The organism is Gordonia cholesterolivorans, from assembly GCF_039531975.1.
GTDB lineage: Bacteria > Actinomycetota > Actinomycetes > Mycobacteriales > Mycobacteriaceae > Gordonia > Gordonia sihwensis.
Genome location: NZ_BAAARB010000008.1, coordinates 153,810 through 168,122 on the forward strand (window position 1 = coordinate 153,810; position 14,313 = coordinate 168,122).

The window sequence follows — 14,313 nt, forward strand, 5'->3', positions numbered from 1 at the left end:
CTCAATCCGCCGGTTCGAGGACGGCCAGCGGACCGTCGCCCAGGAGGACGTCCGCACCGACGGTTCCGGTGAACACCGCGCCGGTGACGGCATCGCGCCAGGTTCCGGCGGGCAGTTCCACCTGGGCGGCAGCTCTGGTCTCGGCGCCGGTGAACATCAGGGCCAGCCGAACCGCGACGAGGACCACCTGCGGTTCGCCGTCGCGGCCGCGCGCGAAGCTGACGATGTGCGAGGCGCAGACCCCGCGCGCGGGGACGTCGATGAAGTCGCTGCCCGGGGCGAAGGCACCCGGATGCCTGCGCCGGACCGCCAGAGCGGTCCGCACGGCCTGGAGCTTCGGATGGTCGAGGCGCTGACCGTAATCGACAGGCCGCCGGTTGTCGGGGTCGGTCAGCGAATGGTCCCACCACTCGGTGCCCTGGTACACGTCGCCGACACCGGGCAGCAGGAGCGACAGGGCCTTGCGCGAGATCGACTCGGCGCGGCCGGCGTCGGCGATGAGTGCGACGAACGCGGCGATCAGCTCCGCCGCGAAACCGTGCTGCAGACTCGTCAGCCACTGCTGAACGGCCGACTCGGCAGCGTCGTCCACGTCGGTCCACGACGACACGATGCCGTTCTCCCGCATGGACTTGCGCGCGAACTCCGCGAGTCGACGGGCCAGGTCGGCGTCCGGCCGGCCCTCGTCGGGCCACACGCCGACCACGTTCTGTAGGAGGAAGTAGCACATCACCGGGTCCGGCGGCGGTGCGATCCGCTGCAGCTCGTCGACCAGGATCCGCCACCGTTGGGGCGTCTGTGCGATCACCGCGATCCGGGCGCGGACGTCCTCGCTGCGTTTGGTGTCGTGCGTCGACAGTGCAGTCAGCGCCCGCGGCCAGTGGGCCGCACGCTCGGTCATCCGCGCATGGAAGTCGTTGCGGTTCACGGCCGGGACCCGCGGATTGCATCCGAGTTCCTGCGTGGAGACCAGCCGTGCGGTGCGGTGGAACCCGATGTCCTCGGTGGCCTTGCCGTAGACCGCGACCGCGGCTTCGCCGAGTCGGGCGACCGCTTCCGGAGCGTAGTCCGGGTCGTGGAAGGCGTCACGGAGGACGTCGAACCCCGGTGACAGGATCGGACTGGCGTCCCGCAGCCGTTCGATGTCGGCCAACACCGTGCTTCGCAGCGAGGGGTAGTCGGGACGGGCGACCGACGCGGAGCAGATCATCAGGGCGGCGGCCTGCTGCACGAGGTGGGCGCGAACGTGCGGCGCACGCCGGCAGAGCAGATCGCCGACGCGCTGGAGTCGGTCGGGGAACAGGTCCACGAGCACGGTCTGGCGAAGTGCGCGCGCCAGAGCGCCGAGTTCGCCGCCGCCCGGGACGCCGGAGACGGATTTGAAGGTCTCGTCGAGTTCCACCATCCCCGTCGGTGCGGTGAAGCGGGCTTCGATCAGCCGGAGCTGGTCGTATCCGGTGGTGCCGTCGACGGGGAGGGCGGGGTCGAGCCGCTCGCCGATCGCGAGCCCCTTCTCTATGTAGAGGAGCCGATGGTCGCCGAGATCGGCGCGCAGCCGCCGGAGGTAACCGGCGGGATCGCGCAGCCCGTCCACGTGGTCGACGCGGACGCCGTCCACCAAGTCGTCGGCGATCAGTTCCCGGAGCCACGAGTGCGTCGCGTCGTAGACTTCCGGAACCTCCTGCCGCAGTGCGGCGAGCCCGTTGACGGCCAGGAACCGGCGGTAGCCGATGCGGCGGCTGTCGTGCCGGACGAGGCGGTACCGCTGGCGGGCGTGCACCGCGTGCGGGTCGTCGCCGGGTGACGCGGTCCCCGGGGCGGTGGGTACGGCGAGCGTGCCGAGGACCAGCCGTCCGCGCTCGTCGAGTCGCAGATCGGCGAGGTCCTCGTCGCGGCCGAGGTAGGGCAGGTTGACGATCCCGCCTGCGGCCTCGGTGTCGAGATCGAAGTACTCGGCGTACCGGGAGTCCAGGCCGTTCACCAGCACGTCCGACCACCAGGGATTGTGATCGGGGTCCGCGATTCCGACGTGGTTGGGGACGATGTCGAGGATGACGCCGAGTCCGAGGGCCCGGGCGTGCTCGCGAAGCAGCCGGTAGCCGTCGGGCCCGCCGAGAACACCGGAGATCCGCCCTGGCGGGCACCAGTCGTAGCCGTGCCGCGATCCGGGCATCGCCTCCAGGACGGGGGAGAGGTAGAGGTGACTGACACCGAGTTCGCACAGATGAGGCAGGATCCCGGCCACCTCGGCGAACGTGAAGTCAGGCGTGAGCTGGATGCGATAGGTGGCCACCGGGTCGGCGGGGGTGCCGGCCATACCTGTCCTCCGATCGCCTGCACTGGCCCCGGAGGTGAGGCGTCAGTGGATCTCCGGGCCGGTCCACGGCAGTGCCGCGGAGAGCTGACGCGACAGTTCCCGGGTGAGGCTCCGGACGTAGGTCGCGCTCAAGTGGTGATAGTCCTTGTACACGATGATGTTACCGACCACGGCGGGGCAGAAGTCGGCGGTGCAGAGCCCGTCGGAGAGGTCGAGCCGATGGAACAGCGGGTTGCGCGCGGCGTAGTCGGTCGCCGGATCGACCGGATGCAGTGCGCTGGTCCGCACCGTGCCGCACGAGCGCGCGGTGCCGCCTGCGGCGAGGCACTCGGGTGTGTTGATCGGCCCGCGGTCGTTGTGCGGCCACGGATCGTCGCGGATTCCGACGACGGGGATCCCGGCGCCGGTCAGTTCGTCGAAGATCCCGATGTACCCCTGCGGGACGTGATCGGCGGCGCCCGACGGGTCCGGCCGCGTCGAGTTCGTGAACACCGCGTCGGGGCGAGTCCGTTCGAGGTCGGCCATCACGTTGAGAATCCAGGTGCGGCACTCGGGATACGGCGTGCCCTCCAGCTTCGTCGGGTTCTCGTCGGACGTCAGCGGGCAGCCCATTTTGAGATAGGTGAGGACCTTGAATCCGTTGGCCTTGCCGATCGCGTCGAGGGCACCGATCCACATCTCGGCGTGCGAGCCGCCGGCGAGGGCGAGGGTCCTGGTGCCGTGCGGGTCGCCGTAGACGCCGATCGCGGGCTCGGTCGCGGCGAAGTCGCTCATGAATCCGTCCGGGCCGGTCTGCGGAAGGTCGTCGGCCACCGCGAGCGGCGTCGGCTGCGGGTCGAGTGCTGGAACGGGCGCGTTCTCGAGCAGGGCGCGGGCACCCGGATACAGGGCGGGGTCGAGGTTCGCGGTGTCGACGGTGACCGTCGCCATGTGACGGTCCCACGCCCGAATGGCTCCGGCAGTCCCGGCGGACATCGCGACCAGCATGACGGTCAGGATCGCGGCGTAGGTGATCCGCGGGTGCGCCGGCCACCGGATGTGCGCCATCGACGAGCGGCCGCCGCCGCGCAGCGGATCCTCCACGTACCGTTTCATCAGCCACGCTAGTCCCAGGGAGACGGCGAGGATGCCCGCGCCTTCGAGGACGTTCGCGTGCTGCGTTCCGCGCCAGGTGAGATAGAAGATCAGCAGCGGCCAGTGGATCAGATACAGCGAGTACGACAGTCCGCCGAGCCACACGGCGGGCCGGCTCGCGAGCATCCGGTTCGCGGCCGGCGCCGGGCGGTCGGAGGCCTGACCGGCCCAGATGACGAGGAGCGTGGCCCCCACCGGAACCCAGGCGAGCGCTCCCGGGTATTCGGCGACACCGTCGATCCACCAACCGCAGGTGGCGATCAACACCAGCGCTGCGACGGTGACCGCGCTGCGGATGCGGTCGGCGATGGGCCACCGCGGCATCCAGATCGCCAGGAGCCCGCCCACCAGCGGCTCCCACAGGCGCGAGCGCGTGTCGTAGTAGTTGAAGGGCTGATCGACGTGCAGCCGGTGCTGCGCCCAGACGAACGAGGCGACGGCGACGGCGGCGACGACGACCGCGAAGACACCGCGGATGACGCCTGCGCGGGTCAGCATCTCGTAGCGGCGGCCCGCCACCTTGATCAGTCCGGCGATGGCGAGCAGGACGATCAGGGCGCCGACGAAGAACTGGCCCTGCATGGACATGGACCAGAGGTGCTGCAGCGGGCTGTTCGCTGAGCTCGCGGCGAGGTAGTCCTGAGAGTTCTTCGCGAGGTAGTAGTTCTGGTAGTAGAGCGCGCTCGCGAAGGTCTCACGGCCGATGTTGAGCCAGCGGGTCTGTGCGATCACCAGGACTGTCAGGATCACGACCCCGATGAGCACCGTGTACAGCGCGGGCAGGAGTCGTTTGAGCAGACGCTGGAACCGCGGCCAGGGGTTGATCGTCTCCGCGAGCCCGAAGCTGACCGACTGGCTGTGAATGGTGTGCCGCAGGAGCGAGCCGATGAAGAAGTAGCCCGAGAGAGTGAGGAACACGTCGACGCCGCCGGAGACCCGGCCGAACCAGACGTGGAAGCATGCGACCAGGGCGATGGCGATGCCGCGGAGACCGTCGAGGTCTGAACGATAGGCGGGCACCGTCGGGGCCGTTGCCGTGGCAGGGCGATCGGTGGACGCGGGCACTGTCGTTGGTTTCTCTCTCCGGGCACGGGCCTCCCGGGCGGGTGGCCGCCTCAGTAATCTACGTGCCCGCCTGCGCCGGACGAAATCTCGGCCTGCGGCGGGTGCGGTGCGCGGGTCAGTGCGTCTGTGCGGCGCTGCGGGCCCGGGCGCCGTCGAGGATCACCTCGAGCGCGTCGTCGAACTCCGCGTCGAAGACCCGGCCGGACGGTCCGGTGACGCCGAGCCGCTCCATCTGTGTCCGGGTCTGCTCCTCGATCGTCAGACCGATGGTCAGCTGGCAGATGGCCGTCGCCAGACCCGACTGGGCCTGGCGGTCGAGGCCGCCGCGGGCGGCGATGTCGGCGATCACCGTCTCGATGCCGCGGTCGGCCAGTCCCGACGCCCAAGCCGAGGAGACCACCTCGGCGCTGTCCGGGACGGCGAGCAGCGCCTGGCGCATGTCCGTCGCCAACCGGTGCAGATCGGCGAGCCAGTCGATGTCCTCGGACGCCCCGGGAACGGTCGAGAGGATGTCTTCGGCGAGCGCGGCGAGCATCGACTGCTTGTTCGGGAAGTGCCAGTACAGCGCGTTCGGCCGGACGCCGAGATCTGATGCCAGCCGCCGCATCGTGAGATCGGCGAGGCTGTGCTCGGCGAGGATGGCCCGCGCCGCAGCGAGAATGTCCGATCTCGTGTTGCTCACACCGCCACCCTATCCTGACCTGCCCTGTACGTCGTACAGGCGTCTCCTGTACATCGTTCAGGACGTCCTGTACGGTGTCCAGGAATCGAGGAATCCGTGTGGGATGTGCAACGAACAGGAGGCCGGTATGGACCAGACCACCATCGCGCAGATCGATGCGAAGCACGTCTGGCACCCGTACGGCGGCTTCCCGTCCAGTACGCGGCCGCTGGTGGTGCGGGACTGCGCGGGCGTGCACATCCGGCTCGCCGACGGCACCGAACTGATCGACGGGATGAGCTCGTGGTGGTCGGCCGTTCACGGCTACCGTCACCCGCGACTCGACGCGGCGCTCGCCGAACAGGCCCGTCGTATGTCGCACGTGATGTTCGGCGGGCTCACACATGAGCCCGCGGCGAGACTGGCCCAGACGCTGGTGAGCCTGACTCCCGATCCGCTCCAGAAGGTCTTCTTCGCCGACTCCGGTTCGGTGTCGGTGGAGGTCGCGGTGAAGATGGCGGTGCAGTACTGGCGCAGTCGCGGGCGCAGCGAGAAGCACCGCCTGCTGACCTGGCGGGGCGGCTACCACGGCGACACCTTCGCGCCCATGAGCGTCTGCGATCCCGAGGGCGGCATGCACTCGATGTGGCGCGGAGTGATCGCCGAGCAGGTCTTCGTCCCCGCGCCTCCGGACGCGCGTGCGGGTGCGTCCGCCGACGAGGCCTACCTGACCATGTTCGACGCGCAACTCGAACTGCATCGCGATCGACTGGCCGCAGTGATCGTCGAACCGGTGGTCCAGGGTGCCGGCGGGATGCGGTTCCACTCGCCGTCGCTGATCGCGGGGCTGCGGCGACTGTGCGATCGCCACGACGTGCTGCTGATCTGCGACGAGATCGCCACCGGCTTCGGCCGGACCGGCACCCTTTTCGCGGTCGACGCCGCGGCCGTCAGCCCCGACATCGTGTGCGTGGGGAAGGCGCTGACCGGCGGCTACCTGACGCTGGCCGCCACCCTCACCACCGATGAGATCGCCGCGACCATCAGCCGCGGCGAGGCGGGAGGTCTGGCACACGGACCGACCTTCATGGCCAACCCACTGGCCTGCGCGGTCGCCTGTGCGTCCCTGGAGGTACTCGCCGAATCGGACTGGCGGACGCGCGTGCCGCAGATCGGCCGCCGGCTCAGCGCGGGGCTGGCGTCGTTGACCGAGGTGGCAGGCGTCGCCGACGTACGCACACTGGGGGCGATCGCGGTGATCGAGCTCGATCGCGAGGTCGACGTCGCTGCGGCCACCGACGCGGCGATCGCGCGCGGAGTGTGGGTGCGGCCGTTCCGAAACCTGATCTACGCCATGCCGCCGTACATCATCACCGATGCACAGATCGACGTGCTGACAGCAGGCATGACCGCGGCGGCGAGGGCGTCGGTGGAGGCGTCGGTGGAAGCAGACACCCGCGAGGACGAGGAGTTGGCATCATGAGCGCACCGTGGCTGGCGGACATCGCCGCGCGGACCCTGAACGCAGGACTGCACCGGGAACCCGTGGTGCGCCAGGCCGGAGCGACCGAGATCAACCTCGCGTCCAACGACTACCTCGGGCTGTCGAGCCATCCGGACGTGATCGCCGGGGCACACGCCGCACTCGACCGGTGGGGTGCGGGCTCCACCGCCTCCCGTCTGGTCGCGGGAACCACGCAGGCGCACATCGACTTCGAGAACGACCTCGCTGAGTTCCTGGGTTTCGAAGCCGCTCTGGCCTTCTCGTCCGGGTATCTGGCCAACGTCGGCGCGATCACCGCGCTCGTGGGCCGGGGTGATCTCATCGTGAGCGACACCGGAGCGCACGCCTCGCTGATCGACGGATGCCGGCTGTCGCGGGCGCGCGTGGAAGTGGTGCCGCGCGGCGACGCCGATGCCGTGGAGCGAGTGCTCGCCGCACGGTCGGAGGAACGCGCGCTGGTCGTGACGGATTCGATCTACAGCATCGACGGCCGGATCGCTCCGCTCCGCGAGTACTACGACACGGCCACTCGGCACGGCGCGATCATGCTCGCCGACGAGGCGCATGCGCTGGGCGTGCGCGGCCCCGGCGGGCGGGGAGTCGCGGCCGAACAGGGACTGTCCGGCGCTCCCGGTCTGGTGATCACGACGGTCGGGTCTAAGTCGCTCGGTGCACAGGGCGGCATCGTTCTCGGCACGCATCTGCTCCGCGAGCATCTCATCGACCATGCCCGGACCTTCATCTTCGACACCGGTCTCAACCCGGCCGCCGTCGGGGCGGCGCATGCGGCGCTGCGCATTCTGCGCGGCGATCCGCAGATGCCCGACCGGCTCCGCGCCGGAGTGCGCCGGCTCGCCGCCGCCTGCGGTGGCGGGATCCCCGACGCCGCAGTGGTGTCGCTGATCGTGGGCGACCCGGTGGCCGCGGTCGACGCCGCCGCGCTGTGCCGGGAGCAGGGCGTCTTCGTCGGATGCTTCCGACCGCCGTCGGTGCCCGAGGGCACTTCACGGTTGCGCCTGACCGTCCGCGCCGACCTCGATGACGCCGACCTCGACTTCGTGGCCTCAGTCGTGACCGGCGCGCTGCGCCGGGTGGAGGCCGCATGACCGCGCGGATCATGGTCGTCACCGGCACGTCGACGGATGTCGGCAAGACGGTCGCGGTCGCTGCGCTGGCGGCCGCCGCCCAGGCCGCCGGACTCCGCGTCGGCGTGTGCAAGGCCGCGCAGACGGGGGTCGCGCCCGGCGAACCGGGCGACCTCGACGAGGTGCGCCGCCTGGCCGGACCGATCCCGGTGCGCGAGCCGGCACGGTATCCCGAGCCGCTGGCCCCCGAGACCGCCGCCGCGCGGGCCGGAATGGAGCCGGTGACACTCGATGCGATCGCCTCGGCGACCGAGGGACTCGCCGCCGTCACCGATCTGGTGCTGGTGGAAGGTGCGGGCGGCGTGCTGGTGCGACTCGGTCCGGACTTGACCGTGCTCGGCGTCGCCCGCCGACTCAGCGCGGAGATGCTGGTGGTCGCGGACCCGGGGCTCGGAACTCTCAACCACACCGAACTCACCGCGCGGGCGATCGCCGCAGCCGGGGTGAGGCTGCGCGGTCTGGTGATCGGTTCCTGGCCCGGCGAACCGGATCTCGCGATGCGGTGCAACCTCGCCGACCTTCCACGGCTGACGGGAGCGCCGATCGTCGCGACCGTCCCCGCAGGGGTCGGGCGGTCACCGGCCGACGACTTCCGCGCCGCCGCACCGAAGTGGGTCGACGCCTCGCTGTTCCACGTGGACGCGACCTGTTCATGACGCCGAGAACGCGCCGCACAGCGCCGGCCGAGGGGGATACGCCCTCACCCGGGGCGTCACCGGCACGTTCCTAGAAACCTCACACCCATTCACGAAGGAGATCTCCCCATGACCACGACCGCCGACACCTCGGCTCCGGCAGCCGCGGACACCGCCGACATCCTCGCCGTCGCGCGCGAGCAGGTCCTGGAGCGCGGTGAGGGACTGAGTCAGGACCAGGTCCTGCGCGTCCTGCAGCTCGACGACGACCGCCTGACCGAACTGTTGCAGCTCGCGCACGATGTGCGGCTGCGGTGGTGCGGTCCCGAGGTGGAAGTGGAGGGCATCATCTCGCTCAAGACCGGCGGCTGCCCCGAGGACTGCCACTTCTGCAGTCAGTCGGGACTGTTCGCCTCTCCGGTCCGCAGCGCCTGGATCGACATCCCGTCGCTCGTGGAGGCGGCCAAGCAGACGGCCAAGACCGGAGCGACGGAGTTCTGCATCGTCGCCGCCGTGCGTGGACCGGACAAGCGACTGATGACTCAGGTCGCCGCGGGCATCGAGGCCATCCGCAACGAGGTCGACATCCAGATCGCCTGCAGCCTGGGCATGCTCACGCAGGAGCAGGTCGACGAGCTCGCAGCGATGGGTGTCCACCGCTACAACCACAATCTGGAGACCGCGCGCAGTCACTTCCCGAAGGTCGTCACCACGCACACGTGGGAGGAGCGCTGGGGCACCCTGAGGATGGTGCGTGAGGCGGGCATGGAGGTCTGCTGCGGCGGCATCCTCGGCATGGGGGAGACCCTCGAGCAGCGCGCGGAGTTCGCCGCCGATCTCGCGGCGCTCGAGCCCGACGAGGTGCCGCTGAACTTCCTGAACCCGCGTCCGGGCACGCCCTTCGGCGACCTGGACGTACTGCCGGCCTCGGAGGCGCTGAAGTCGGTGGCCGCGTTCCGGCTCGCGCTGCCCCGCACCATCCTGCGGTTCGCGGGCGGCCGCGAGATCACCCTCGGCGATCTCGGAGCCAAGCAGGGCATCCTCGGCGGCATCAACGCCGTCATCGTGGGCAACTACCTGACCACTCTCGGCCGGCCCGCGGAGGACGATCTCGATCTGCTCGACGACCTGAGCATGCCCATCAAAGCCCTCAATGACACGCTGTGACCCGCGCCGGTAGCCTCGAAGGTCGTGGCCCGTCCGCCGCGGCTATCAGATTCCAGGAGGCGTCGACCATGACGAGCGTGATCCCCGGTCCGCTGCAGCAGCCGCTGCGCTTCGGCGTGTACACCGGCATCGAGCTCGAACTCCAGGCTGCGGACGAGGTTCCCACTGCGGCGCGACTCGGCCTGGAGCCGCCGCGCTTCTGCGGCCAGTGCGGCCGCCGGATGGTGGTGCAGGTGCGGCCGGACGGTTGGGATGCACGGTGCTCCAGGCACGGAACGGTCGACTCGTCGGAGCTGGGACAGCGATGAACGCGCGCCGGGTGGTCGCGGTCGTACTCGCGCTGTTCGCCGCGGCGGTGGCGGTCGGAGGACTGTGGGTGCTGTTGGCTCCCGCACCCGATGTCGTCGTCGAACACGGCGGGCAGATGCGTTTCGCGACCGAGGCCGACCCGGCGAAGCTCTTCGACGGGGTGGCGATCTTCTCCTTCCTCTGCCTCGGACTGGGCGTGCTGATCGGACTCGCCACCTGGTTCGGGCTGCGCACGTCGAGGGGTGTCGGCGGATTCGCGTTCGTGGTGCTGATGTCCATCGCCACGTCGGCGCTCGCGCTGAACCTGGCCGACCGCTTCGGCCGGATGTCGCACGGCGAGATCGAGCGGTCCGTACCGGGCTCCTACTCCGGGACGGTGAACCTCTGGCTCGACGGCGACGTCGGTCCGGCCTGGGTGCTGCTGCTGTGTGCGCCGACGGCCGGCGCGCTGGTCTATCTCGTGTGCGTTCTCTCGAGCGCGCACGCAGATCTCGGCGTGGGCGATCTGCCTGCGGACGAGTTCGGTGAGATGCGCGAGCCGTTGCCGGTCGGTGCGGTCGGAGCATCCGACGGCGGCGAGGTCGTGCCGCCCTCGCAACCGGGAGACCCGAGCGGACGCTGAGGCGGGACGTGGGGAAGTGCGGGCCGTCACATGGGTGGGCGCAGCGCGGCGAATTCGTCGGTCACCCTGATCCGAGCGTCCGCGAACTCATACAGCGCGGGCGGACGGCCACCCGTCCGGCCGGTGCGGCCGACGGTTCCCGTCGCCACGACCACTCCGCGGCGTGAGAGGACCCGCAGCAGATTCGTCGAGTCGACCGGGTAGCCCAGCGCCGCTCCATAGATCTCGGAGAGTTCGGACATCGGGAACTGGCTCGGCGCCAGAGCGAACGCGATGTTGGTGTACGAGAGCTTGCCCGCCAGACGATGCCGTGCGAGGTCGATGACGTCGCGGTGGTCGTAGGCCAGTTCCGGCAACTCGTCGACGGCGAACCATGCGGCATCGGCGACGGTCTCGGCGGGGATATCGCTCGGCACCAGCGCCAGGAAAGTCGATGCGACGGTTCGCTGTTCGGGCACGCGGTCCGGGTCGGAGAACACCGACAGCTGTTCGAGGTGGGCCACCCGAGTGAGCCCGGCGCGGGCACCGAGCCATCTCAGCGCGGCCGCCCCCAGCGTCTCGCGCTCAACGATCGGTCCGCCGGGCAACGCCCATCCGGCCTGCTCGCACCGATGCAGCAGCACATGCAGCGCCGGGACGTCGACGTCGGTTTCGCGCACCTGGAAGACAGCGGTGAGCACCTCGACGCGCACGGTGGTTTCGGCCATGCGATCCAGATTAGGAGACGGTCGTTCCGCTGCGCATTCGGTCCCGGTGGACGGTCACGGGTGAGTGACCCAGGTGCTCCCGCCGCACATGATGAACAGTCCCGACGGATCCCGCGACACCCGATCGACGCTGCTGTCGCAGGGATCGCCGACATTGTGGACGCTTCCGTCGTCGTCTCCGTGCTGGAGCCAGTGCGGCGTCGGCCTACCGGAGTAGCCGCAGACCAGACTGCGGCCGGAGGCGTCTGTCTGGAAAGTGCGTACTTCCGAGTCCGAACACTCCGAACCCTCGACGACCGGCGGTGCCTCCTCCGTGACCGGCTCCTCGACAGCCGGCGGGTCGGGTCTCTCGGTCTGGGACGGCGGGGATTGCGTGACCGACACGGTGACGGTCGCCGGCGGAGCTGCGGCGTCGTTCGATCGCTGAGGGTCCATCAGGACGATCGTGACCGCGACCGCGACAGCCACCGCCAATAGAACCGCAACGGCCACGAGTATCCGCGTCACATGTCGTGTCGCCATCGATGCAGTCACCTCTTCGGCCTCGTCCCACGTGAATGGAAGCACCGTAGCCCACTGCACCGGCAGGCCTTGGCGTTCCCGCTGACAGCGCGCCCGAACGCTGTCACGACCGGGCGGGAATGCGTCGTCGATCACAGGTGTTACGATGACGAGGTGTTTTCGATCTATGGTCGAAAACCTCTGGCGCACAGCCCGCGCTCGAGACCACGCGATGGGAGAGCAGTCGTCATGACTACTGGAACCGTGATCACCCGGACCGAGACCGAACTCGGCATGCCCGACCCCCGCCACGGTATTCCGCCCGCCTACGGCGGCGTGGAGCCGACGGCCGAGTGGGCCGAGGAGATCAAGCGGCTGGCGAAGGCGCGCAACGCCTCGATCCTGGCTCACAATTACCAGCTGCCCGCGATTCAGGACATCGCCGACCATGTCGGCGATTCGCTCGCACTGTCGAGGATCGCCGCGGAGACCGATGCGGACGAGATCATCTTCTGCGGTGTGCACTTCATGGCCGAGACCGCCAAGATCCTGAGTCCAGAGAAGCGGGTACTGATCCCGGACGAGCGAGCGGGCTGCTCGCTCGCCGATTCGATCACCGCGGACGACCTGCGTGCTTGGAAGGCTGAGTTCCCGGACGCGGTCGTCGTCTCGTACGTCAACACCACCGCTGAGGTGAAGGGACTGACGGACATCTGCTGCACCTCGTCGAACGCGGTGGACGTGGTCGCGTCGATCGATCCGGACAAGGACGTGCTGTTCCTGCCGGACCAGTTCCTCGGTGCCCACGTGAAGCGTGAGACGGGGCGCGACAACATTCACATCTGGGCGGGCGAGTGCCACGTGCACGCCGGCATCAACGGCGATGAACTCACCGAACAGACCGAGAGTCACCCCGGCGCCGACCTGTTCATTCATCCCGAGTGCGGGTGCGCCACGTCGGCGCTCTATCTGTCGGGCGAGGGCGTCGTGCCGCAGGAGCGCGTCAAGATCCTCTCCACCGGCGGCATGATCGACGCCGCGCGAGCCACTCACGCCAAGCAGGTGCTGGTGGCGACCGAGGTCGGCATGCTGCACCAGCTGCGTCGTGCGGCGCCGGAGATCGACTTCCAGCCGGTCAACGATCGTGCAGCCTGCCCGTACATGAAGATGATCACCCCGGCGGCGCTGCTGCGATGCCTCACCGAGGGCAAGGACGAAGTCCACGTCGCTCCGGATGTGGCCGCCCGTGCACGGCGCTCGGTGGAGAGGATGATCGCGATCGGCAATCCCGGTAGCGGAGAATAGGCGGAGTGAACTCCTTCATCGGTCAGCAACAGGCAACCGGCGATCTGGATCTCGTCGTCGACGAGGAACTCATCGCTCTGATCCGCACGGCACTCCTGGAGGATCTTCGATACGGTCCCGACATCACCACGCTGGCGACCGTGCCACCGGAGACGGTCGCGGACGCGAAGATCGTCTCCCGCCAGCCCGGCGTGCTCGCCGGCCTGCCGGTGGTCCGGGCCGTGTTCGACGAGGTGATCGGGAGCGATAACTACGTAGTCACCGAGCAACTCGACGATGGCTCGCGCGTCGAACCCGGGTCGGTCGCTCTCGCGCTGCGTGCCCCGGCGACCTCGTTGTTGACCGCGGAGCGTACCGCCCTCAACCTGCTGTGCCATCTGTCCGGTATCGCCACGGCGACGGCTGCGTGGGTCGACGCCGTGGACGGCACGCGTGCACAGATCCGGGATTCGCGGAAGACGCTGCCCGGTATGCGCGCGCTGCAGAAGTATGCGGTCCGGGCGGGCGGCGGAGTGAACCATCGGATGGGTCTCGGTGATGCCGCGCTCATCAAAGACAATCACGTGGTCGCCGCGGGCGGTGTCGCGCAGGCGCTCGAAGCGGTCCGCGCTGCGGCGCCGGATGTTCCGGTGGAGGTGGAGGTCGATTCGCTGGAGCAGCTCGACGAGGTCCTCGAGCTCGCGCCCCAGCTGGTTCTGCTCGACAACTTCGAGCCGTGGCAGACGCAGATGGCGGTGCAGCGCCGAGACACGCGGTCGCCCGAGACGAAGCTCGAATCATCAGGCGGACTGGCACTGGACTCGGCGATGGACTACGCGAGGACCGGTGTGGACTACCTCGCCGTCGGGGCATTGACCCACTCGGTCACGGTCCTCGACTTCGGCTTGGACATGTGACCGACGGTGTTCGCGCACTCCTGTGCCCGGCCGGGTGTGTCCGGTCAGGCGGCCAGGAGTGTGTCGAGGTAGTTCTCGATCCGGGATTCGCTGGGTTCGGGCGGCGGTTGGGGTTGGTGGTCCGGTAGGAGTTCGGCGTGGTGGATCTGGTTGATCCGCCATCCGGGCGGTCTTGTCCCGCCGCGGCTGGTGTTGTCGCTGGGTCGCCAGACGACGCGGCCGGCGTGGGGTCCGTCGATCAGGATCATCGTCTGCCATTGCCCGGGGCGGGGTCCGACGGAGCGATTGTGGCGTCCGCATGCGGCGCCGAGGTGGTCGATGTCGGTGGGGCCGCCGTCGGCCCAG

13 protein-coding genes and 1 pseudogene are annotated in these 14,313 nt (G+C 69.4%); 8 read left to right on the plus strand and 6 right to left on the minus strand.

From position 1 onward, the window contains the following. Position 1: 1 nt before the first annotated feature. From treY to ABFX36_RS09775, 3 genes are all read right to left on the minus strand, one after another. A complete protein-coding gene (treY, locus tag ABFX36_RS09765; protein ID WP_062366740.1) occupies positions 2-2,317 on the minus strand; it encodes a malto-oligosyltrehalose synthase in 2,316 nt (771 codons plus the stop codon). 42 nt (positions 2,318-2,359) lie between these two features. Further along, positions 2,360-4,516: an acyltransferase family protein gene (locus ABFX36_RS09770; RefSeq protein WP_006895360.1), complete on the minus strand. Its 2,157-nt coding sequence runs from the start codon at positions 4,514-4,516 to the stop codon at positions 2,360-2,362. A 115-nt stretch (positions 4,517-4,631) separates the two neighbouring features. Next, the gene (locus ABFX36_RS09775) at positions 4,632-5,198 is read right to left on the minus strand and encodes a TetR family transcriptional regulator (RefSeq protein ID WP_006895361.1); all 567 of its coding nucleotides are present in this window, start codon (positions 5,196-5,198) and stop codon (positions 4,632-4,634) included. 127 nt (positions 5,199-5,325) lie between these two features. Here ABFX36_RS09775 and ABFX36_RS09780 point away from each other — a divergent pair, with 127 nt between their 5' ends. From ABFX36_RS09780 to ABFX36_RS09805, 6 genes are all read left to right on the plus strand, one after another. Then, positions 5,326-6,660 (plus strand): adenosylmethionine--8-amino-7-oxononanoate transaminase, encoded by a 1,335-nt coding sequence (locus ABFX36_RS09780; RefSeq protein ID WP_006895362.1) that lies wholly within the window; start codon positions 5,326-5,328, stop codon positions 6,658-6,660. Next, positions 6,657-7,787 (plus strand): 8-amino-7-oxononanoate synthase, encoded by a 1,131-nt coding sequence (locus ABFX36_RS09785; RefSeq protein WP_006895363.1) that lies wholly within the window; start codon positions 6,657-6,659, stop codon positions 7,785-7,787. Before ABFX36_RS09780 ends, ABFX36_RS09785 begins: the two co-directional genes overlap by 4 nt. Next, complete coding sequence (gene bioD, locus ABFX36_RS09790; RefSeq protein ID WP_006895364.1) at positions 7,784-8,482, plus strand: dethiobiotin synthase; 699 nt, start codon at positions 7,784-7,786, stop codon at positions 8,480-8,482. The genes ABFX36_RS09785 and bioD overlap by 4 nt, the downstream gene beginning before the upstream one ends. Positions 8,483-8,590: 108 nt before the next feature. Then, positions 8,591-9,628 carry a biotin synthase BioB gene (gene bioB, locus ABFX36_RS09795; protein ID WP_006895365.1) on the plus strand — a complete coding sequence of 346 codons (1,038 nt, stop codon included), beginning with the start codon at positions 8,591-8,593 and terminating at the stop codon, positions 9,626-9,628. 68 nt (positions 9,629-9,696) lie between these two features. After that, entirely contained in the window at positions 9,697-9,936 is a 240-nt protein-coding gene (bsaP, locus tag ABFX36_RS09800) for a biotin synthase auxiliary protein BsaP (RefSeq protein WP_039866961.1), read from the plus strand. Next, on the plus strand, positions 9,933-10,559 hold the full coding sequence (locus tag ABFX36_RS09805; RefSeq protein ID WP_006895367.1) for a DUF2567 domain-containing protein: 627 nt from the start codon (positions 9,933-9,935) through the stop codon (positions 10,557-10,559). The genes bsaP and ABFX36_RS09805 overlap by 4 nt, the downstream gene beginning before the upstream one ends. Positions 10,560-10,585: 26 nt before the next feature. Here ABFX36_RS09805 and ABFX36_RS09810 read toward each other — a convergent pair whose 3' ends face one another. Both ABFX36_RS09810 and ABFX36_RS09815 read right to left on the minus strand, forming a co-directional pair. Then, complete coding sequence (locus ABFX36_RS09810) at positions 10,586-11,266, minus strand: NUDIX hydrolase (protein WP_006895368.1); 681 nt, start codon at positions 11,264-11,266, stop codon at positions 10,586-10,588. A gap of 54 nt (positions 11,267-11,320) precedes the next feature. Continuing rightward, positions 11,321-11,977 (minus strand): hypothetical protein, encoded by a 657-nt coding sequence (locus ABFX36_RS09815; protein ID WP_231650325.1) that lies wholly within the window; start codon positions 11,975-11,977, stop codon positions 11,321-11,323. An 84-nt stretch (positions 11,978-12,061) separates the two neighbouring features. Here ABFX36_RS09815 and nadA point away from each other — a divergent pair, with 84 nt between their 5' ends. Further along, the gene (nadA, locus tag ABFX36_RS09820; protein ID WP_051999609.1) at positions 12,062-13,072 is read left to right on the plus strand and encodes a quinolinate synthase NadA; all 1,011 of its coding nucleotides are present in this window, start codon (positions 12,062-12,064) and stop codon (positions 13,070-13,072) included. A 5-nt stretch (positions 13,073-13,077) separates the two neighbouring features. Beyond that, positions 13,078-13,968: a carboxylating nicotinate-nucleotide diphosphorylase gene (gene nadC / locus ABFX36_RS09825; RefSeq protein ID WP_006895371.1), complete on the plus strand. Its 891-nt coding sequence runs from the start codon at positions 13,078-13,080 to the stop codon at positions 13,966-13,968. A gap of 44 nt (positions 13,969-14,012) precedes the next feature. Here nadC and ABFX36_RS09830 read toward each other — a convergent pair. Next, positions 14,013-14,313: pseudogene (locus ABFX36_RS09830) on the minus strand (HNH endonuclease signature motif containing protein); the annotation flags it as partial.

Excerpts from the sequence above, each read along its gene's own strand:
- bsaP (WP_039866961.1), top strand. The coding sequence starts at position 9,697 with ATGACGAGCGTGATCCCCGGTCCGCTGCAGCAGCCGCTGCGCTTCGGC.
- treY (WP_062366740.1), bottom strand. The coding sequence starts at position 2,317 with ATGGCCGGCACCCCCGCCGACCCGGTGGCCACCTATCGCATCCAGCTC.
- bioD (WP_006895364.1), top strand. The coding sequence starts at position 7,784 with ATGACCGCGCGGATCATGGTCGTCACCGGCACGTCGACGGATGTCGGC.
- ABFX36_RS09810 (WP_006895368.1), bottom strand. The coding sequence starts at position 11,266 with ATGGCCGAAACCACCGTGCGCGTCGAGGTGCTCACCGCTGTCTTCCAG.
- ABFX36_RS09785 (WP_006895363.1), top strand. The coding sequence starts at position 6,657 with ATGAGCGCACCGTGGCTGGCGGACATCGCCGCGCGGACCCTGAACGCA.
- nadA (WP_051999609.1), top strand. The coding sequence starts at position 12,062 with ATGCCCGACCCCCGCCACGGTATTCCGCCCGCCTACGGCGGCGTGGAG.
- ABFX36_RS09805 (WP_006895367.1), top strand. The coding sequence starts at position 9,933 with ATGAACGCGCGCCGGGTGGTCGCGGTCGTACTCGCGCTGTTCGCCGCG.
- ABFX36_RS09780 (WP_006895362.1), top strand. The coding sequence starts at position 5,326 with ATGGACCAGACCACCATCGCGCAGATCGATGCGAAGCACGTCTGGCAC.
- bioB (WP_006895365.1), top strand. The coding sequence starts at position 8,591 with ATGACCACGACCGCCGACACCTCGGCTCCGGCAGCCGCGGACACCGCC.